The sequence below is a fragment of the Mesobacillus boroniphilus JCM 21738 genome (assembly GCF_000517385.1).
In the GTDB taxonomy this organism is placed as follows: Bacteria; Bacillota; Bacilli; order Bacillales; family Cytobacillaceae; genus Mesobacillus; species Mesobacillus boroniphilus.
On record NZ_BAUW01000071.1, the window covers coordinates 1 to 20,216 of the forward strand.

Sequence of the window (20,216 nt, forward strand, 5' to 3'; positions counted from 1 at the left end):
AAAAACCCGGCCTCTCCAGCGAAATTTGTCCGAAGGCGGGTAGGTTCGGACAAAATCCCAAGCGCACAAGCGCAATTTGTCCGAATTAGCATCAACCCAAAAAGAGTCCATAAAAAAACCAGGTCACCCCCTATAAGGATGCCTGGTTTCTGCTTATATTAATGCGAGTGTCCTGAAGTCATGACCCAGATGGATCCTGCGACAATGACGACTGCGATAAAAGCTGAATAAATCATATTGATATTATTAGCCACTTTATCCTCGCCTTCATTTACGTGCATGAACATGTATAGCTGGATCCCGGCCTGGGCAACTGCCAGTGTGCCGATGATCCACATGACTGCCTTCATCGAAAGTGAGCTCTGAAGGGCAATCCATGCTGCGCCGAATGTCAGGACGAGTGACATGAAGAATCCGATGACATGGCTTAATGGGAAGCCTTTTGAATGCTTATCCATATTACATCACCAACCCTTGTAAATAAACGAATGTGAAGATGAAAATCCAAACGACATCAAGGAAGTGCCAGTATAGTCCGAAGATGAATGCCTTACGTGCTGTGACAGGTGTCAATCCTCGCTGCAATATCTGGATGATCAACAGGATCGCCCAGCCAATACCGATGGTGACGTGCAAACCATGAGTTCCTAGCAAAACGAAGAAGCTGGAAAGGAACGCGCTTGTCTGCATCGTAGCACCTTCATGGACATAGTGGATAAACTCGCGAATCTCCATGAAAAGGAACCCGCCGCCAAGCAGCAGTGTGAAAACCAGCCACATCAGCATGCCTTTTATATTGCTGCGGCGCATTTCAAAAATTGAGATTCCCATTGTAAAACTGCTTGTCAAAAGCAGGAAGGTCTGGATCATGACATCTTTGACAATAAAGATATCCTTCTGTGTCGGACCGCCGGCATAACGCTCACCAAGCACTCCATACACTCCAAAAAGGGTAGCGAAGAGCACGATTTCAGCTCCGAGGAAGACCCAGAAGCCGAGGATATTCATCCTGTTTTGTTCTGTCTGGTATTCAAGTGGCAAAGCGGCATTAACTTTAGCTGACATGGTTCTTCACTCCTTTGTTCGCGCCTTTTCTCCATTTGCTTTCTGTTTCAAAGATTTCATCCTTGTGGACATGGAAGCCTTCATCATAGTCAAATGAACGGAAGGCAAGGCCAGCGAGAATTCCTAGTGCGGCAACTCCGGCTGCGATCGTCCATTCAAATACGAGCAGGAACCCGGAAATTCCAAAAATAACACCCATATAAATCGGAATCCATGTGTTGCTTGGCAGATGGATTTCTTCAATCTCATCTTCGGCAAGCGGCTGAAGTTCGTTGTTCTTTTTCATATGCCAGAATGCATCAAGCTTTGTAACCTCAGGGAGGGAAGCAAAGTTATAATGCTGTACTGGTGTTGCTGTTGCCCACTCAAGTGTTCTTGCATTCCATGGATCATTTCCGATATTGCGGTCGGCATGGCGAGCGCTCCAGTAAATGTTGTACACCAATGCCGCGAAGCCTGCTGCGAGAATCACTGAACCAACAGCGGAAATCATCATCAATGGACCAAATCCAGTTTCAGCTGAGTATGTGTACGCGCGGCGGACCGCACCGTCAAGTCCAAGGAAGAACATTGGCATGAACGTTACGTTGAACCCAACCACGAACAGCCAGAAGTGCCATTTGCCGATTTTCTCATTCAGCATATAGCCAAACATTTTTGGCCACCAGAAGTAAAGACCGGCAAAGATCGGGAACACAACACCCGGAATCAATACATAGTGGAAGTGTGCCACCAGGAATAATGTGTTGTGATACTGATAGTCAGCTGCGGCCATCGCCAGCATGACTCCAGTAACACCGCCGATAACAAAGTTAGGAAAGAACGCCAGTGCCCAGAGCATTGCCGTCGTAAACTTGATCCGGCCTTTTCTCATTGTGAACAGCCAGTTGAATACCTTAACCCCGGTCGGGATGCAATTGCCATCGTAGTGATCGAGAAGAAAGAGTTCACGCCTGCGCTGTTGCCCATTGTGAAAAAGTGGTGAACCCAAACGAGCATACTCAATACTGAAATCATCACAATCGAGATGACCATGGATTTATAACCGTAAAGGGTTTTACGGGCAAAAGTCGAGATAATATCTGACAGCATTCCGAATGCTGGAAGAACTACGATATAAACTTCAGGGTGTCCCCATAACCAGAACAGGTTCGCCCAGAGCATATCCATACCGCCGCCGGAGATGGTGAAGAAGTGTGTACCGAACGTACGGTCGAATGTCATCAATGCCAATGCGACTGTAAAAATAGGGAAGCTGGCTACGATGATGATTGAAGTGATGAAGGATGTCCATGTGAACATCGGCATCTTCATCAAGGTCATGCCTTTTGTTCTCATTTTTAACACTGTGACAACAAAGTTAATACCCGTCATCAAAGTACCTGCACCTGCTATTTGCAGGGCCACTGCGTAAAAGTTATTCCCGATCCCCGGACTGAATTCTTTACCGGCAAGAGGGAAGTAGGATGTCCAGCCTGCATCAGGTGAACCACCGATGATGAATGAGATATTGAATAGCGCAGCACCGCTCACAGTCAGCCAGAAGCTTAGGGCGTTCAGCTGTGGAAAAGCAATATCACGTGCGCCGATTTGCAGCGGAATCACAAAGTTCATGAGACCGATGAGAAGCGGCATCGCCACAAACAAAATCATGATGACACCGTGTGTCGTAAATACCTCATTATAGTGCTGCGCATTCAGGAAGTCATTTTCCGGAACAGCAGTCTGGCCTTTCATCATCAAGCCATCAATACCGCCTCGGAGAAACATCACGACGCCAAGCAGGATATACATAATCCCGATTTTCTTGTGGTCAACAGTTGTAAACCACTCCGACCAAAGGTAATTCCATTTTTTAAAATAGGTAAGACCGGCTAATGCACCAACTAATGTCAGGGCAATCCCGATTTGTGATGCGAAAATTAATGGATCACCGGTTACGAAAAATTCATCCCATTTAATGCCCACTGTGGTCACCCCCGTGTGAATCTTCAGTTTCAGATTCTTTATGGTTCATATTTTCATTGCTTTCATGATTTGTATTTTCATTGTGGCCGTCTTTATTTTTGTAATTGTCCTTGTCCTCAAAGATCTTTCCTGGCCAGCCATGTCCTCTATCGTACATTTCTGGATTTGTGTAGTTCTTTGAATGTGGATCAGAGTGGTCAACCCATTCAAGGTGTGTGTTTGAGAATGTCTTGCGTCCAAGGTGGGAAGGCTCAAGCATCTTCTCATATTCCTCCAAAGTCATTTTTGGAGCAGTTTCCTTTACATCTTTGATCCATTGATCAAAATCTTTTTGTGTCTGGGAAAGCACTTCAAACTCCATGCCCGCATAACCCTGGCCGTTAAAGTTCGTGTTCTTGCCTACATAGGATCCAGGATTATCTGCAACTAGGTAAAGCTGGGTTTCAGCTTTCGCCATCGTGTACTTTTGGCCCGCCAAAGCAGGGATCCAGAAGCTTTGCATCGTACCAGCTGAAGTCAGCCTGAAGTCAATCGGACGGTCTTCAGGAATATTCACATAGTTGACGGTTTCGATTCCTTGGTCCGGATAGCTGAAAATCCATTTCCAGTCAGCAGATGTAACATTAATGACAAGAGGTTCTTTATTTTCATAACCTTTCGGGATTTCATCTATAGCGTAAATCGTTTTAACAGTAGGTATCGTCAAAGCAACGATTATTAAAATCGGAATCACTGTCCAAATGATTTCCAGTACAGTGCTGCCATGTTCTTCAGGCGGTTGGTAATCTAAATTGTCTTTGCGTTCACGGTACTTCCAGACGATGAATCCGAATAGCCCGAAAACAACCACTGTAACAAGTAACATTAGAGCAATCGAAAAGTTGATTAACTCAAGAATTTGTCTTGCAATTGGCCCCTCTGGATTGAATACCACCATATTGTTTTCACAGCCGCTAAGCAACAGCACAGCCATGATTGAGGTGAGGGAGACCAAAAATAGTTTTGATTTCTTCATCACTGCAGCTCCTTTCAAATATAAACCTTGTTCATTTTATCACAAACTTATGTTCATTTGTTCACAAAGTCGTCGAGAACAACCCGAAAAAGAACGGTAAGTTGTGGCAAAATGTGTGATAAATATCACACTGTTTTATTTGTAATCATTCTAACATGGAAATTGTTACGGTTTTGAAGACAAATGTGAACAAATTATGAAAACAAAAATTGTCATATTAGTGAATTAAAAATACAATCTATTGACGAAAAAAGCAGGGCCCTCAAATTAGGCCCTGCTTAGTAAGATTATGGTACTTTATTTATTTCTATATATGTTTCCAATGCTGGATGAAATTCTTTTTCATAGTGGCCAGCCGGACAAGCCTTAATTACAATCGCCTTGCATGAAGGATTTTCTTTTACTTCCAGCGCTGCTTTACATCGTGGGCATTTTTCAACAGAAAGATTCATTTCAACACCCCTCCAATAATTCCTATGTGTTTAGTATGGATTATATTCAATATAATTTCAATGGTTAATAAGACCAATTGTGTTACGATAAAAGATAATTGAGGAGAAACATTAGATTACTATACATAGCATAAAGAGATTTTACATAATAATCGGGGTGTATTTATGTTGAAGGAGAACTTATCAGGCAAGACAGTCATTATCACCGGAGCCAATAGTGGAATTGGTTTTGAGGCGGCCAAGAAGCTTTCAGAAAAGGGAGCACATGTCATCCTTGCTGTGAGAAATGAGGAGAAGGGCAAGACAGCTGTTGATTCTATTATGCAAGGAAATCGTGAAGCATCAATAGAAATGATGAAACTGGATTTAGCAGATCTCGAAAGTGTCCGCAATTTCACATCAGCTTTTATGGAAAAACACAGCACCCTGGACATATTGATCAATAACGCAGGAGTCATGATTCCTCCATATGGCAAGACGAAGGATGGATTCGAGCTTCAATTCGGAAGCAATCACCTCGGCCATTTTGCGTTGACAGGCCTCTTGCTGCCACTTCTGAAAAAAACTGCAGGTTCCAGGGTTGTCACTTTAAGCAGTATCGCTCATCGGGGAGCATCGATTAATTTTGATAATCTGGACGGCTCAAAAGGATACAAAGCAATGAAGTTTTACGGACAGAGCAAGCTTGCAAACCTGTTATTTGCAAGGGAACTTGATAATCGTTTAAAACAGCATGGAATCGAAACAATCAGCGTCGCCTGCCACCCGGGAATATCCAATACGAATTTATTCAATTTAGGGAAAGGTGAAACTCCTAAATATATGAAAGGACTGATGAAATTCTTTTCACAACCAGCAGAGATGGGCGCTCTTCCAACAATCTACGCTGCAGCGGATGACAGCTTGACCGGCGGTGAATACATTGGTCCGGATGGGAGAGGGAACAGAAAAGGATATCCTGCGATTGAGATTCCTGCACCAGGAGTTTTTAATGAAGAAACAATGACAAGATTATGGACCGTATCGGAGGAATTAACGGGGGTATACTTTGATTTTTAGAGACTCTTTCTTAGAGTCTCTTTCTTCTTAAGTTAATATATTAAAATAATATTTTATATGTAAGCGGTTTCATTACATTGTTCCTAACGTTTTAAATAGTGGTAAAAAATAGTTCATATATTGTTCAACATTTCACAAACTATTATTCTAATTATGTGATAATCTTTAATTAGAAAAGGAAAAGGAGTGATCAAAATGATGTATTGCGAATTTAAACCCTTCTCAACCGATACTGAAACATACACCCAGGAAATGCTCGAGGAAATCATTGGAGATGAATTCGAGGCGATGATGTTCAAAGATGATACAGAAATACCAGCATACATCTGGACAGTAAATTTTGTCGTTATAGTGAAAAGAAGTACAAAGTTTGTAACAGACATCAGTTTTGAAAAAATACCTAGAAATCCAGTTTGCGAGTAAATTATTTTTTTGAGCAATTATGTGAAAACATTCACAAAGTAAAGCTAACAACATATGAACTAAATAAATACAGCAGTCAACACTAAAAAAATAAGGAGGTCCTTAAGATGGGGACAATTGAAAAAGTAGTAAAAGAGCAATCATCCGTTACGAAAATGGTTGATGGTCTATTGGATAAAGGTTTAAAAGCCTGCCGAAAATGCGGGAGCTTGATCAGGAAACTGTGAATAAAATCGTTAAGGAAATGGCGCTGGCAGGACTAGATCAGCATATGCCACTTGCAAAGATGGCTGTTGAAGAAACAAAACGAGGTGTTTATGAGGATAAAATCATCAAGAATATGTTTGCCACAGAGTATGTGTACCACAATATAAAATATGATAAAACAGCTGGCATTATAGACGAAAATGAGCATGAAGGCATGATTACGATCGCTGAGCCAGTTGGCGTGATTGCTGGCGTAACCCCGGTGACGAATCCAACCTCGACAACCATGTTCAAGGCGTTAATCTCGATCAAGACAAGAAACCCAATCATATTCGCTTTCCATCCATCTGCACAAAAATGCAGCAGTGAGGCGGCGAGAATCCTCCGCGACGCAGCTGTTAAAGCAGGAGCGCCAGAAGATTGTATCCAGTGGATTGAAAAACCATCTCTAGAAGCCACACAAACTTTAATGAACCACTCAAAAATTTCGATGATTTTGGCTACTGGCGGTGCCGGTATGGTGAAATCCGCCTACAGTTCAGGAAAACCGGCACTAGGTGTTGGTCCTGGTAATGTACCTTGCTATATTGAACGAACTGCAAATGTAAAACGGGCAGTCAATGACCTGATTTTATCTAAAACATTTGATAATGGCATGATCTGCGCATCTGAACAGGCAGTCATCATTGATAAGGAAATTTACCATGAAGTGAAAACAGAAATGATCGCGAATAGCTGCTACTTTTTAAACGAAGAAGAAAGGGCTAAGGTCGAGAAGCTTGTCATCAATGAACAATCATGCGCTGTTAATGCAGACATAGTCGGAATGCCAGCTCATAAAATTGCTGAAATGGCTGGTGTGTCAGTACCTGAGGAGACTAAAATCCTTGTTGCTGAGCTGAAAGGCGTGGGTGCTCAATATCCGCTTTCCCGTGAAAAGCTTAGCCCTGTGTTAGCTTGCTATAAAGTGAATGGTACAGAGGAAGGGTTTAAGCGGGCAGAAGAGATGCTTGAATTCGGAGGACTCGGCCACTCTGCTGTCATCCATTCAACCAGTGATGAAGTGATAAAAGCATACGGCTTAAAAATGAAGGCAGGCCGCGTCATCGTAAACGCACCTTCTTCCCAAGGCGCAATTGGTGATATCTATAATGCCTACCTGCCGTCTCTGACACTTGGCTGCGGAACTTACGGCGGAAACTCTGTGTCTACCAACGTAGGTGCGATCAATTTAATCAATGTCAAAAAAGTCGCGAGAAGGAATGTGAATATGCAGTGGTTTAAGGTGCCATCAAAAATTTACTTTGAAAAGAATTCAACACAGTATCTTGCGAAAATGCCGAAAATCTCAAAAGCATTCATCGTCACTGACCCTGGTATGGTGAAGTTAGGATATGTTGACAAAGTTCTCTATCATTTAAGAAAGCGTCCGGATTACGTTCACTGTGAAATCTTCTCTGATGTAGAACCAGATCCATCAATTGAGACCGTAATGAAAGGCGCAGAAATGATGGCGAGCTTCCAGCCGGATGTCATTATTGCCCTCGGTGGAGGATCGGCGATGGACGCAGCAAAAGGCATGTGGCTGTTCTATGAATACCCTGATACAGACTTCCATGGCTTGAAGCAGAAGTTCCTGGATATCCGTAAACGTATTGTCAAATATCCGGAGCTTGGCCGCAAAGCTCAATTTGTTGCGATTCCGACAACCTCAGGTACAGGTTCAGAAGTGACATCCTTCTCAGTCATTACCGATAAAAAAGCGAACATCAAATATCCGCTCGCAGACTATGAGTTGACTCCAGATGTGGCGATTGTCGATCCGCAGTTTGTCATGACGGTGCCAAAACATATTACTGCTGACACCGGGATGGACGTTTTGACACATGCGATTGAAGCGTATGTCAGCTGTATGGCCAATGACTATACAGATGGTCTAGCCATCAAAGCGATCCAGCTTGTGTTTGAATATCTGCCAAGAGCGTATCGAAATGGGCAGGATGAGGTTGCGCGCGAGAAGGTGCATAACGCATCCACGATTGCAGGCATGGCGTTTGCAAATGCCTTCCTTGGAATCAACCATAGTCTGGCGCATAAGCTTGGTGCGGAATTCCATATCGCTCACGGCCGCTCGAATACCATCTTGATGCCGCATGTCATACGTTATAACGCAACAAAACCGAAGAAATTCACGGCATTCCCTAAGTATGAAAGTTTCGTAGCCGACCAGCGCTACGCAGAAATTGCGCGCATACTCGGCTTGCCGTGCCGTACAACTGAAGAAGGTGTTGAAAGTCTTGTACAGGCGATCATTAAATTGGCGAGGGAAATGGATATTCCAATGAGCATCGAAGCAAACGGTGTTGATAAAGCCGAATTCGAAGCAAAGGTCGATCAGCTTGCCGATCGGGCATTCGAAGACCAGTGCACAACAGCCAACCCTAAACTTCCATTAGTATCAGAACTGGCTGAAATCTATCGATTGGCGTTTAAGGGAGTTTAATAGACAAAAAGGGGATGGAATTTATAGTTTCCATCCCTTTTATAAGTAACTCGACCTATCAATGTACTTTCTAGGTTTAAAAATTGCTTTATTTACCTAGTGAAAATAGGAAATATTAACTGGTATGTATTTTGTGAATATTATATTTTTATCCCGGATAATTAATTTTACTAATCCGGGAGGTAATTATGAAGAAGAACCCTTATCTATCATTCTCATTAGCAGCAGGTCTGGCAGTCAGCACATCAGGAGCGCAGGCTAGTTATGAACAGCCGGCAGAACCGCCACAACAGGTTCTGCCATTCAATGTATTCGCCACGAAAGCACCTACTAATAAAAATAAAGCAAAAGACGGAATCGTCACATTGGGTGCCAATCACGATTCAGTTCCGGGAGCCCCGGGTGCAAACGACGATGCATCAGTTACTGCCGTGACCCTTGAACTTGCCTGTGTGATGAAGGATTTGCCGACCAATATGGAAATGCGCTTTATTACATTTGGAGCCGAGGAACTTGGATTGATCGGTTCACGTTATTATGTCAGCCAGCTTTCTGAGGAGGAAAAGGACCGCTTCGTAGGCTACTTTAATATGGATATGGTAGGAAGCCGGGATGCAAGTGATTTGGTTATCAATACTCCGGACGGCAACGAAAACATTGTTTCCCGAATTAAGATCTGGTTTTTATTTGCTTATTTTATCACGATACCATGTAATGAGGTAAGTCGTAGGCACAGGAGTTCCAGGAATTTAGATGTTGGGTGTAAACTTGATTTTGATGGGGATCAAATAGAAACATTCTTTCTATTTACTGTGTTCCTCCTAAGAAACTTAGCACTTTGGATGTTAGATTGAAATTCAAAGGGAAAGGAAGGATTTTGATCAGACAGAAAAGGGCACTGTTTAGATTCTATGTAACTGGCTGTAATGGACGAAAACAGGGTTTAATCAGACATAATAAAAAGAAGGTCCCATAGGAACCTTCTTCTTTAAACAAAAATAATATTATAATTTTGATACGTTAGCAGCTTGTGGTCCGCGAGCGCCTTGCTCAACGTCGAAAGAAACTTTTTTGACCTTCGTCTAATGATTTGAAACCTTCAGATTGGATAGCAGAGAAGTGTACGAATACGTCGTCTCCACCTTCGCGCTCGATGAATCCAAAACCTTTTTCTGCGTTAAACCATTTTACTGTACCTTGTTCCATTACTTGTTACCTCCCAGTGCGTTAGCACATTATGTTACTATCCTTGCCCAAAGTGATCATTAAGACGAAAAAATTTCTATCCTTTACACCGAACAAAAATAATTCTTCTTAAGAATAACAGGATGTGGAAGAAAAAGCAACTTAAATCTATTTTTCCATATATAATCCTCCAAAAGACCCGTTATAACTTTTTGTTAATAAAGCTCTTTTACTAGGAATGATTTTCGAAGCAGAATTCCAATATCGATTACCGGTGTGTAGCTTTACAAAAGCAGGATAATGTACCCCTTTTTGCTTTCGTCCTAAAAGGACAATTGTATTTTTGCTAGTAAATCAGGCATTAAGTTTGCGCATATTCAGTTCATTCCTGAAAGATACACTTCTTTGAATTTGTTTTCCTATTTTCCCAATAAATACTTGTTATTCATTTACTGCATAGTCAGTTTTTATTACTGTCTTTCGACACAAAAACAAGCTTTGGAGATCTATTTTTAAATTAGCACCTATTTTTACATAGAATATGCGATGGGAGGAGGACAGATTTATTAATAACATACTTAGGAGGCAAGTGGATGAAACGAAAGAAAAAAAGATTATTATCTGTTCCTCTCACAACCGCACTAATGTTGCCAATGCTTTTCCAGCCTTAGATGAATACTGCAGCGGCAAACAAAGGAGTAAGTGTTTCTGTAAAAGATGCGATCCAGACTTCAAGGCAAAAGGTAAATCAGAAGTTATATGATCAATTCGGGGAGCAGGAGAAGGTCACGTTCTTAATTAAAGTGAAGGAACAGGTTGATACAAATGCTGTTGCCAAGGAGGCAGATCAAAAGGCGAGCTTGAAAAAGGCTGCACCAGCCAAGGCGAAATCATTGAAGCAATCCACAATCGTTTATAAAATTAATATTCTTAATCATGAATTCACTTTCGGGAAGGGTTGGGATCCTGAAAAGCACCCTTTTTAGAGCCAAGATACTTTGGGAGCCGAGATTATTTGGACACAAAGAATGGCAGCTGTAATAGCTGTCATTCTTTGTGCAACTTTTTAAAACAACAGTAAATTTTAATTAAGCCGTTTTGCGTAAATGGCTGAAGCTTGGTCTTGAAAGAACAGATCTTTCAAGTCTTGCTGCCATCAGGCCCGCAAAAACTGCAAGGATGATGTCTTTTGGCAGCGGAACGACCATCCATAGCCATGCCATCTGATACGAAAAGCCCTCTGGAGCTGCTGCCCAGAATTTATAGGCAAAATACATCCAGTTTGTTCCGATGATATAATTAATAGCAAGTCCAATTAGTGAGGCAGTGATGAATGTCGCAACCGTACGTTTCTTCTCAACAATTTTACCAACAGCATAAGCTGTAAATATAAATGAAAGAATAAATCCGAATGTCGGACTGATCAATGTTCCAAAACCTGCGCCGAATTGAGCAAAAACCGGTACACCTGCTAGTCCTACCAATGCGTAAACTACCATTGAAATAGCGCCTAAACGGCTGCCAAGAACGGCTCCAGCAAGAATGGCAAAGAAGGTTTGCAATGTAATCGGCACGCCGCCGACAACCATGAAAGGTACGATAGATGTGATGTTCGAGCCAAAAGCCATCAGGGCAACAAACATCGCTGCGAGTGTTAAATCTAGTGTTCTAAATTTCATTACTAAATCCCCTTTATGTATTTTCTGTACAATAATAGATTAAACTTTTCGAATATTATATGTCAACATTAAATTTATTTGGTTAACATAAAATTAATAACTAAATTAAACAGGTGCGTTTTGACCCATACGACTATGCACCTGATACATATGTTATACATGACTACATTAACCAGGATAGACGGTTTTCTAAAATAAAAGGTGCACGGAAATTCCGTGCACCTTGTCTTATCTTATGCGATTATGCATTGCCCGTTCAGGCAATGGCCTGTCTATATCCTTATTTTTATTAGTTTCTACCGCTGGGTTTTCTGTAGGGTCATCCTCGTAATCTTTGAATGCAGGTTCACCCATATCAAGCTCGCCTGGACTGAAGGCGTTGGCAGGATATTCTTTAGTAGATTTCTTTTCGACATTATAGCCTGAAATGGAACTGTTGACAGGATGATCTTTTTCATCCTTTATCTTTTCAATTGAATCGATGGCTTCTTGTTCATTTTTATAGGATTTAAGGACATGCTTTTTCTCAATTTCCATTTCAATCAGCCTCCTATGGGTTTTATTTATATATACCCTGATTCGGTCAAATCTAACTTTTACAAAATCCTGCTAAATGGTCTTTTTTTTCACCCTATCTGGTAAACTATTTTTAAATAGATATAGAAACTAGGGTAAAAGGGGAATTCGACTGTGAAGAAAAAAATAATATGGATAACGATCGGTACGCTTCTCGCTATTTTCATCGGTTTGATTGCTGCTGGTAATTACTTTTATAATGTTGCCATAAATCGAAGTCATGAATCTGTGGATCTTCATGGCGGCGGGGAAAGTGTCACAGCTGCCAAACTGCTAAGTGAAGATGATGAGCAGAAGAAGCTGGAGGAAATTAAAGCCTGGACAGAAAAGCAAAACTTTGAAATCGTTGAAATAAAATCCGATGACGGCCTAAAGCTGCAGGCACGTTTCTTAAAAAATGCTAACCCTTCAGGAAAAGCTGTGATTCTAGCTCATGGATATAAAGGAAATAGTGAGCAAATGCCAGGAATAACGAAGTTTTACTATGAACAAGGGTATGATATTCTAAAGCCTGATGCGAGAGGTCATGGCCTTAGCGAAGGTGACTACATAGGGTATGGCTGGCATGATCGCAAGGATTATGTACAATGGTCCAATTTTTTAGCTGAAGAAGCTGGGGCAGATGATATTTTCCTTCATGGCTTTTCCATGGGTGCTGCAACTGTACTGATGGCAAGCGGAGAAAAACTTCCGGAACAGGTTAAGGGGATTATTGCTGACAGTGGTTATACGACAGTTCTTGAGGAACTAAGCCATCAATTGAAATACCTGTATAACCTTCCAGCCTTCCCGATCATGCAGGTTACCTCTGTGATCACGAATATCAGGCAGGCTACACATTCGCCGAAGCCTCGGCACTAGACAGTGTTGCGAAAAATAAACTGCCATTACTCATCATTCACGGTGACAAGGATGCATTAGTACCGACTGATATGGGCAAACGCATTTTTGAAATAGCGAAAAGTGATAAAGAGCTATGGATTGTACCTGGCGCCGGGCATACTGAGGCGTATACAATCGCTGAACAAGAGTATCAAGAAAAATTAATGGAATTTTGGGCAAAAGCCACTGGAAAATAGGTGATATAAATGCAAACAATCGAAAGAATAGGCGAGCATTCTTGGTATATGACGCCTATTTCCGAAACAGACAGGCCAATCCTCGGGATGGTCGTAGGCACTGAAAGAACGCTGATGATTGACGCCGGAAACTCAGAAAACCATGCTAATCTTTTCATTGATATGTTAAAAGAAAAGGGTGTTGATGAACCATCATATGTTGTTTTGACACACTGGCATTGGGACCATATATTCGGCCTGTCTGCGCTTGGAAATGAATACTGATTGGATTGATGCTCCAAGTGATTAATGCCAGTTGGCGTATTCTCTACGAAATTAGAAATAATCTCTACGATACCTCTAATAATCTCTCCGTTATCCAATTTATTGGCAGTTAAGATGGACAAAGTATAAATCGATACGAAAAACATATATCTCTTAAAGGATGTTCTACAAAGGAGGAGATATCATGCCAGAAGGAAAACACGATATCATAATTGATGTTCCGATAGACCAGGTTTGGGACTTCGTAAAAGACATGGACAACTGGGCGCCGTTATTGCCTGGATATATCAGTCATGAGAAATTGAACGAAAATCAATCCAATTGGACATTCAAGGAAACGGTCGGTGTATTGAAGAAAAAAATCAGTTTACAGGTGACCATAAAAGAGTGGATTGAACCGACCAGGGTGACGTTTGACTTGAAGGGAATCAATGAAAGTCTGACTGGGAACGGCTATTTTAACGCAGAAGTGTTAGGGCAAAACCGGACAAAGATGACTGGTTATCTGGAAATGACAGCAGATGGTGCCCTTGCACCAGTCATGAATGCAGTCATGAAGACCTCACTCCCGAAAAGCGGCCAAGAGCTTACGACAGCGATCGCCCAGAAACTCGAGGAAAGAAAAGCTATTCGCTAAAAAATCCAGGGAGCCCGCATTCAGCAGGCTCCCTAGTCATTTTTCTCGATTTTAACAGGTCCATCAATTCTGCCGCTTTTATCAAAATAAAGTCGAACGGAATCGCCATTTTGAATTTGCACGTTAGCCGCCACTTTTTCTTTTTTAAAATAAATGCTTTTACCATCCGTGCTCTTTCCATAATATCCAGTTTTGTCTGTCTTGTTGATGATGAACTCTTCTGTAAAATACTCGCTTTCAACCTCATTGGAAACCTTTCGTGCTTCATCCATTTCAAACTTCAGGTAAACCATCAACAAGGAGCAGGGTCAATAACACCAGTAATACTACTCTCATCTGTTCATCCTCCACTGCTTAATCCGTAACCATTATATGAAGAAGGCTTGTCTAAATGACTTAATCACTTTAAAAGTTTGCTATAATGGTAGGAAAAACGGCAGGTTGGACAGAAGGGTTTGACACATGAAGAAACTATACGAAGCTGATTTATACGAGCCGATCCGAAAGCATTTTATAAAACAGGGATATCGTGTCAATGGTGAGGTGCACGATTGCGATTTAACAGCTGTTAAGGATGATTCTCTTATAATCGTCGAACTAAAACTGAATCTGAATATCGACCTACTGCTTCAGGCAACCAGAAGGCAGCGGCTGACTGATCTTGTATATATCGCGATACCGAAACCTAAGCGTATTTCAAGGAAACGCTGGAATGATATCATCCAGTTAATAAAAAGGCTGGAACTGGGTCTGATCATAGTATCATTTGCTGGTAACCGCAAAAGTGTTGAGTTCAAGGTTCATCCGGAACCATATAAGCGCATGACAAGCAAGAATACGAGGAAGAAAGCAGCGTTGATCAAAGAAATAGAAGGAAGAAGCGCTGACTACAATATCGGAGGCAGCAGGAAAACCAAGATCATGACTGCCTACAAAGAAAATTGCATCCAAATCGCCTGTTATCTCGAAAAACTTGGACAAATGTCTCCAAAAGCGCTGGTTGCTCTCGGAACAGGGGAAAAGACACCGTTGATCCTTCAAAAAAACTATTACAATTGGTTTGAAAGAGTACAGAGAGGTATTTATGTCATCACAGAGCAAGGAAAGAAAGAGCTTGAAGACTATCCTGAGCTCGTGGAATATTATTTAGCTGGGCTGAAAACAGAAAATTGACTTTAAGTGCAGGTTAAGCACTAAGTGGCGGGGGGAATTTGTATTACTGTCTGCATTATTAAAACAGAAAATCAAACTCATATAAAAAGCTGTTTTTTGACGTTATCACTAGTTTGTTAGCTGGAAAAAAACACTCAAAATTTCCAGTTCGCCAATAAAGTTCAATTTTCGCCAATAAACACATGTTTTTCGCCAATAAAATTAAATTATCGCCAATAAACTTGTGAAAACCGCCAATAAAATTCTCTAAGTAATAAAATCCTAGATAATAATAAAGAAAATTGAACCAAAATTTAGCTGCTATGAGATTTACGATCAAAAAAGCAAATTATGCCTATTTTATATGATAATTTACCGATAAAGCGAGAGAAAACCAAATTACAGTTACACATAAACACAATGAAGGGCTGGCCGCTAGCTTAGCCAACAAGATCTTCACCTTAAATTACAAAAAAAGCGGGGAGAAAACAAATAAACTGTTTTCTCGCCGCTTTTTAAACCTTCTCGAGCAAATTCTCGTCTATCAGTGCCTGTAATTCGCCGACTTCATTTTTATCCACCGTGGCCAATGATAATAGAACACTGTCAATCAGGAATTTTCTCGGGCTTGAAGAACGAAGAATTTCTTCCTCGATGAAATCAAGCTTTTTAAGATAATCAGTGTTATTGCAGTCCAGCTTCTTCATTCGAGAGATAACTGAATGAATGTTAATTCTCCAGTCAAGTTCCTCAGTTCTGGAAACAGGAAGCCATTGATCCATGATTTCCGGCGGAACCAACTGTTCTCCTGAAAGTGCTAGCTCATCAAGCATATTCAAAATCCGAGTTACACTATACCTTACAACTGGATGTAAACTCGCAGCTTCTCCGTTCGCTTTACGATGGAACCTGATGTTCTGGAGCAGGATGCCATTAAGCATAATGGCCGCATCGAGAAGGTAAGGCTGGCAAATATCATTGGTTATATCCCCGAGACGATCAGAAAACCAGCGCAATATCTTCATTTGCCCTACTTCGATAAACTGTTTGAGCTCTTTATCACCTGAAAAAAACACTTCTTCAAAAAGCGGAACGATCTTATTTTCCCGGTTTGCGGTCATCTGTAATTCGATTTGGCTTATAAAGATTTCCGGGTCACCAGGATCCTGGCCAAGCAGCAATCCATTCCGGTCAATCTCTATCTTCTTGAAGGTTGTTCTAAAAATATCCATGAGCAGTTGATTTTTGGAAGAAAAATAATTATAGAATGTTCCTTTAGATATTCCGCTGTAATCGAGGATATCCTGAATAGAGGTGGCCTGGAATCCTTTTTCTACGAATAGCTGATGTGCTTTTTCAATAACATGGCGTTTTCTATCGTTCATTTCATCACCTTAACCTTTTATACCGCGTGTATAAAAATATACTACATTAAATCTTCAGACTTTACAAACCCCTGTATAAAGGTAGTTTAAAAGCATTGCAAAAATTGTACCGATGTTATATGCTAGTGTTTATGCAATTACATTGTTTACAAATTTGTGAACAATATAGGGGGAAAAACAGAATGGATTTTAATATGAAAACACCCGACAAACCGCCCTATGGAATACTGGCGGTACTCATTGTTGGTGCTTTTATCGCATTTTTAAATAATACTTTGCTTAATATAGCTTTGCCTTCCATAATGACTGACTTGAAGGTCGAAGCAACGACAGTACAGTGGCTGACAACTGGTTTCATGCTTGTCAGTGGTATAATGATTCCTCTTAGTGCGTATTTGATTCAAAAGTATTCGGTACGGAATTTATTTTTGACGGCAATGGGTTTATTCACATTGGGCACAATCTTATCCGGAGCAGCACATGTCTTTCCGCTTTTATTAGCAGGGCGGATGATCCAGGCATCCGGTACAGCGATCATGATGCCACTGTTGATGAATGTCATGCTTATAAGCTTTCCGATTGAAAAACGCGGTACCGCAATGGGGGTATTCGGATTAGTGCTTATGTTCGCACCAGCTATAGGACCGACACTTTCAGGCTGGCTTATTGAGCATTACGACTGGAGAATGCTTTTCCATTTTGTAACGCCAATCGCAGCCACGGTCTTGTTACTCGGATTCTTCCTGTTAAAAGATAAAAAAGAAAAAGTGTATATGCGTCTGGACGTTATTTCATTATCACTATCGAGCGTTGGATTTGGCGGGCTTCTGTACGGCTTCAGCTCTGCCGGATCGAAGGGCTGGGACAGTCCGCATGTTTATCTAACATTAGCGATAGGGGCAGTTTCACTTATCGTCTTTATCCTTCGTCAATTACGCCAGGATAATCCAATGTTGAATTTCAGGATTTATAAGTATCCAATGTTTGCTTTATCTTCAGTGATTTCGATGATCGTGACAATGGCGATGTTCTCTGGAATGCTTCTGCTGCCAATATACGTGCAGACAATACGCGGAATTTCACCATTAGATGCGGGCTTAATGCTCTTGCCTGGCGCGATTGCCATGGCCATAATGTCTCCGATTACTGGAAAATTATTTGATAAGTTTGGCGGCCGCGCTATGGCTGTCATCGGCCTGATTATCACGCTTGTGACGAGCTACTATTTCAGCAAGCTTTCTATGGAAACGACTTATACTCAACTGATCATCCTTTACACAGTGCGCATGTTCGGTATGTCGATGGTCAATATGCCTGTTAATACGAACGGATTAAACCAATTGCCTGCACGTTATTATCCGCACGGCACAGCAATGAACAATACGATGCAGCAGGTCTCAGGAGCAATCGGAACAGCTTTGCTTGTCACGGTGATGTCGATGCGGGCAGAAACCTATGGCAAAGAACTAGCTGCCTCAGCGCTCAAAGAGGCTGCTGCTGCTGGTAAAGCTGTTACACCTGCTGTTCAAGCTGAAATGGAACAGCAAATAGCAATGCAAGCGATGCTTCACGGAATCAATGACGCTTTTTATGTCACTGTATTTTTATCAGCGATCGCGTTGGTACTTGCTTTCTTTATCAAACGAGCAACACAGGCAGAAGACACAATTGGCAAAACAGCCTCAGCAAAACAACATTCACATAAATTGGTTAATAACTAATACTTCCCCCTGGAATCCAGGGGGTTTTGTATAATAAAAAGTAAACAAAGGGGAGCATGTTTTATGGAAAGAATTTCAGAAATGCTCGCGCAAAAACAACTCGATGCTTATAACACACAAAATTTAGAGGAGTTTTTGTCGGTGTATAGTGAAGATGTCGTAGTCATGAATTTTCCAAGCAACGAGGTAACCACGAGAGGTATAGATGAAATGCGTACCAGGTATGGCAAGCTTTTTAAACAGCACCCAAATAACCATGCGGAACTTTTGGGCAGGATGGTTCATGGAAACAAGGTTGTTGATCATGAGCTCGTTACAGGCAGGGAAAATTCCGAGCCAAAAAAAGCGGTTGCCATATATGAAATTGAAGGCGAAAAAATCGTGAAAGTTTGGTTTTTGTAACCCATCCTAATAGTAAGCTAGCCCCTGTACTCTACAAGGCGCTGGCTTTTTTTATTCTTAGGACTTTTTGGAGTATTGTAGTATGCTTCATAAAACTGTAAAAGCCGACCATAAACGGTGTATTAATACCATCATAATTTCGTTTTTAAGGGGGGAATCTATCCTTAAACTCTTGTAGGGTATGTATGAAGACACAATGCTGTTGGTACATTCTGAACCAAACCCGGCCCAGGCTGAGACTGACCAATAGAAAGGAGGAGTATAGAAATGAAGAAAGATAAGGCAGATCATGCTTATGAGAATGAAGTAGCTAAATTATTCGGACTCGATGAAGAAACAAGTCTTCAATCCGTCAATTTTGCCACAACTGAAAATCCCTTATTAAATGAGCATTTTCAAGAGGAACAGCAAAAATAAATAAAAGCCAGGCTTATTGCCCAGCTTAATTTTCGCGGTTTGCCAGGACGGCATCCGCTTTATGCTGTTGTTGGAATTGCTCAAACATCTGACTTGATATGGCTGTATTGCCAGAAGGGTTCGGGTGCACTCCATCACTAGCAAGGAATTCCAAATTATCGCTGTTGATGACATTCGTAGTTTGTACCACTATCGAAGAAGATGTACCCTTTGCAGCTTCGTAAATCATTAAATTCCACTTTGGAAGAAGTTTATCCGCAAGAGAATAAAATTGATGATCGGCTGGCATCGGGTTATAAAGTTCAAGAAGGACGATTGTCGCCGAAGGATTCAACTCACCAATTTTTGATGTGATCTCCGCAAGGTTTTGTGAAAAGCCTCCTTGCAGACTTTCAAAGGATTTTAGAGCACTATAGATATCGCTTTGTTTGACTAATTTTAGAATATCATTGCCACCGACGTTAACAGTTATGAGGTCGGCCTCCTTGATCGCTTCGTCATACACACCATCCTGTATCAGAAGATTCAACCTCTCACTGGTAATCCCGATCACTCCTTCGTTTTGTGAAAGAACTCGTTTGCCAGTTTCCACACCGAGTTGGGCAGAAAATTGACTGATTAAATTCTCTTCCTCTGGAATACGGTAACCACGTATGATTGAGTCGCCGAGGGCGAGATGGTTAATGGTACTGTCCGGAATTGTTCTGTAGTAATCTATATAAGTGAGCTTATTTGTCTTTTCAACAGAAGGCGCAGTTTCCTGCTTGATTTTATTGATTTGGTATTGGGGATAGTAAATCCATGCTGAAAATGACAGGACGGCAAGCAGAGATGAGAGCAGTATAATTTTTATGATTTTCATGTTGATTCACTCCTCGATATACTTTTATTGTATCAAGGATTATGAAGGAAATAATCAGGGGGGTATTTCCATTTTTTTAAAAAATGAGACTATTTTTTGACCGAAAAAAACTTCGGTTTCCGGAAAGATATTTTGTTATAATTTATATAATTAATATATTCAAGG

At 41.2% G+C, this 20,216-nt stretch carries 18 protein-coding genes and 6 pseudogenes; 13 read left to right on the forward strand and 11 right to left on the reverse strand.

Translation table 11 applies throughout. The features are described from left to right. Positions 1–158: 158 nt before the first annotated feature. From qoxD to JCM21738_RS24820, 5 genes and pseudogenes are all read right to left on the reverse strand, one after another. On the reverse strand, positions 159–458 hold the full coding sequence (qoxD, locus tag JCM21738_RS16330) for a cytochrome aa3 quinol oxidase subunit IV (protein WP_023614383.1): 300 nt from the start codon (positions 456–458) through the stop codon (positions 159–161). 1 nt (position 459) lies between these two features. After that, positions 460–1,065: a cytochrome aa3 quinol oxidase subunit III gene (gene qoxC / locus JCM21738_RS16335; protein ID WP_023614382.1), complete on the reverse strand. Its 606-nt coding sequence runs from the start codon at positions 1,063–1,065 to the stop codon at positions 460–462. Continuing rightward, positions 1,055–3,033: pseudogene (gene qoxB, locus JCM21738_RS16340) on the reverse strand (cytochrome aa3 quinol oxidase subunit I). Before qoxB ends, qoxC begins: the two are co-directional and overlap by 11 nt. After that, positions 3,023–4,048 (reverse strand): cytochrome aa3 quinol oxidase subunit II, encoded by a 1,026-nt coding sequence (gene qoxA / locus JCM21738_RS16345; RefSeq protein ID WP_023614380.1) that lies wholly within the window; start codon positions 4,046–4,048, stop codon positions 3,023–3,025. Before qoxA ends, qoxB begins: the two are co-directional and overlap by 11 nt. A 287-nt stretch (positions 4,049–4,335) precedes the next feature. Continuing rightward, complete coding sequence (locus tag JCM21738_RS24820) at positions 4,336–4,500, reverse strand: hypothetical protein (RefSeq protein ID WP_023614379.1); 165 nt, start codon at positions 4,498–4,500, stop codon at positions 4,336–4,338. A gap of 165 nt (positions 4,501–4,665) precedes the next feature. Here JCM21738_RS24820 and JCM21738_RS16350 point away from each other — a divergent pair, with 165 nt between their 5' ends. From JCM21738_RS16350 to JCM21738_RS26055, 4 genes and pseudogenes are all read left to right on the forward strand, one after another. After that, the gene (locus tag JCM21738_RS16350; protein ID WP_023614378.1) at positions 4,666–5,559 is read left to right on the forward strand and encodes an oxidoreductase; all 894 of its coding nucleotides are present in this window, start codon (positions 4,666–4,668) and stop codon (positions 5,557–5,559) included. Between the two features lie 195 nt (positions 5,560–5,754). Beyond that, on the forward strand, positions 5,755–5,982 hold the full coding sequence (locus JCM21738_RS16355) for a hypothetical protein (protein ID WP_023614377.1): 228 nt from the start codon (positions 5,755–5,757) through the stop codon (positions 5,980–5,982). Between the two features lie 107 nt (positions 5,983–6,089). Then, positions 6,090–8,692 (forward strand): annotated as a pseudogene (gene adhE, locus JCM21738_RS16360) (bifunctional acetaldehyde-CoA/alcohol dehydrogenase). Between the two features lie 302 nt (positions 8,693–8,994). Next, positions 8,995–9,363 (forward strand): annotated as a pseudogene (locus JCM21738_RS26055) (M28 family peptidase); the annotation flags it as partial. 333 nt (positions 9,364–9,696) lie between these two features. Here JCM21738_RS26055 and JCM21738_RS16370 read toward each other — a convergent pair. Beyond that, positions 9,697–9,898: pseudogene (locus JCM21738_RS16370) on the reverse strand (cold-shock protein). 650 nt (positions 9,899–10,548) lie between these two features. Between JCM21738_RS16370 and JCM21738_RS16375 the strand changes: the two are divergent. Then, complete coding sequence (locus tag JCM21738_RS16375) at positions 10,549–10,863, forward strand: hypothetical protein (protein ID WP_023614373.1); 315 nt, start codon at positions 10,549–10,551, stop codon at positions 10,861–10,863. Between the two features lie 102 nt (positions 10,864–10,965). Here the strand turns inward: JCM21738_RS16375 and JCM21738_RS16380 are convergent, their stop codons facing one another. Beyond that, positions 10,966–11,556 carry a biotin transporter BioY gene (locus tag JCM21738_RS16380; protein WP_023614372.1) on the reverse strand — a complete coding sequence of 197 codons (591 nt, stop codon included), beginning with the start codon at positions 11,554–11,556 and terminating at the stop codon, positions 10,966–10,968. Between the two features lie 228 nt (positions 11,557–11,784). After that, the gene (locus JCM21738_RS16385; protein ID WP_023614371.1) at positions 11,785–12,093 is read right to left on the reverse strand and encodes a hypothetical protein; all 309 of its coding nucleotides are present in this window, start codon (positions 12,091–12,093) and stop codon (positions 11,785–11,787) included. A gap of 153 nt (positions 12,094–12,246) precedes the next feature. Here JCM21738_RS16385 and JCM21738_RS16390 point away from each other — a divergent pair, with 153 nt between their 5' ends. The 4 genes and pseudogenes from JCM21738_RS16390 to JCM21738_RS16400 all read left to right on the forward strand — a co-directional run bounded on the left by JCM21738_RS16390 (position 12,247) and on the right by JCM21738_RS16400 (position 14,112). Then, entirely contained in the window at positions 12,247–12,993 is a 747-nt protein-coding gene (locus tag JCM21738_RS16390) for an alpha/beta hydrolase (RefSeq protein WP_243463050.1), read from the forward strand. A gap of 8 nt (positions 12,994–13,001) precedes the next feature. Further along, a pseudogene (locus JCM21738_RS26060) lies at positions 13,002–13,211 on the forward strand (alpha/beta hydrolase); the annotation flags it as partial. Positions 13,212–13,220: 9 nt separating this feature from the next. Then, positions 13,221–13,466 (forward strand): annotated as a pseudogene (locus JCM21738_RS16395) (MBL fold metallo-hydrolase); the annotation flags it as partial. 193 nt (positions 13,467–13,659) lie between these two features. Continuing rightward, on the forward strand, positions 13,660–14,112 hold the full coding sequence (locus JCM21738_RS16400) for an SRPBCC family protein (RefSeq protein ID WP_023614368.1): 453 nt from the start codon (positions 13,660–13,662) through the stop codon (positions 14,110–14,112). A gap of 32 nt (positions 14,113–14,144) precedes the next feature. Here JCM21738_RS16400 and JCM21738_RS16405 read toward each other — a convergent pair whose 3' ends face one another. After that, complete coding sequence (locus tag JCM21738_RS16405) at positions 14,145–14,384, reverse strand: hypothetical protein (RefSeq protein WP_148296135.1); 240 nt, start codon at positions 14,382–14,384, stop codon at positions 14,145–14,147. Between the two features lie 190 nt (positions 14,385–14,574). Here JCM21738_RS16405 and JCM21738_RS16410 point away from each other — a divergent pair, with 190 nt between their 5' ends. After that, positions 14,575–15,285: a DUF2161 domain-containing phosphodiesterase gene (locus JCM21738_RS16410; protein WP_023614366.1), complete on the forward strand. Its 711-nt coding sequence runs from the start codon at positions 14,575–14,577 to the stop codon at positions 15,283–15,285. Positions 15,286–15,779: 494 nt separating this feature from the next. Here JCM21738_RS16410 and JCM21738_RS16415 read toward each other — a convergent pair whose 3' ends face one another. Beyond that, on the reverse strand, positions 15,780–16,649 hold the full coding sequence (locus JCM21738_RS16415; RefSeq protein WP_023614365.1) for a TetR/AcrR family transcriptional regulator: 870 nt from the start codon (positions 16,647–16,649) through the stop codon (positions 15,780–15,782). A 182-nt stretch (positions 16,650–16,831) separates the two neighbouring features. On the opposite strand from JCM21738_RS16415, the gene JCM21738_RS16420 reads away from it, so the two are divergent. The 3 genes from JCM21738_RS16420 (at position 16,832) to JCM21738_RS24825 (ending at position 19,189) form a co-directional block, all read left to right on the forward strand. Further along, positions 16,832–18,370, forward strand: a complete 1,539-nt coding sequence (locus JCM21738_RS16420; protein WP_023614364.1) for a DHA2 family efflux MFS transporter permease subunit — start codon at positions 16,832–16,834, stop codon at positions 18,368–18,370. Positions 18,371–18,433: 63 nt separating this feature from the next. Next, a complete protein-coding gene (locus tag JCM21738_RS16425) occupies positions 18,434–18,772 on the forward strand; it encodes a nuclear transport factor 2 family protein (RefSeq protein ID WP_023614363.1) in 339 nt (112 codons plus the stop codon). Between the two features lie 267 nt (positions 18,773–19,039). Beyond that, entirely contained in the window at positions 19,040–19,189 is a 150-nt protein-coding gene (locus JCM21738_RS24825) for a hypothetical protein (protein ID WP_023614362.1), read from the forward strand. A gap of 25 nt (positions 19,190–19,214) precedes the next feature. Here JCM21738_RS24825 and JCM21738_RS16430 read toward each other — a convergent pair whose 3' ends face one another. Further along, complete coding sequence (locus JCM21738_RS16430) at positions 19,215–20,051, reverse strand: GDSL-type esterase/lipase family protein (RefSeq protein WP_023614361.1); 837 nt, start codon at positions 20,049–20,051, stop codon at positions 19,215–19,217. Positions 20,052–20,216 lie beyond the last annotated feature (165 nt).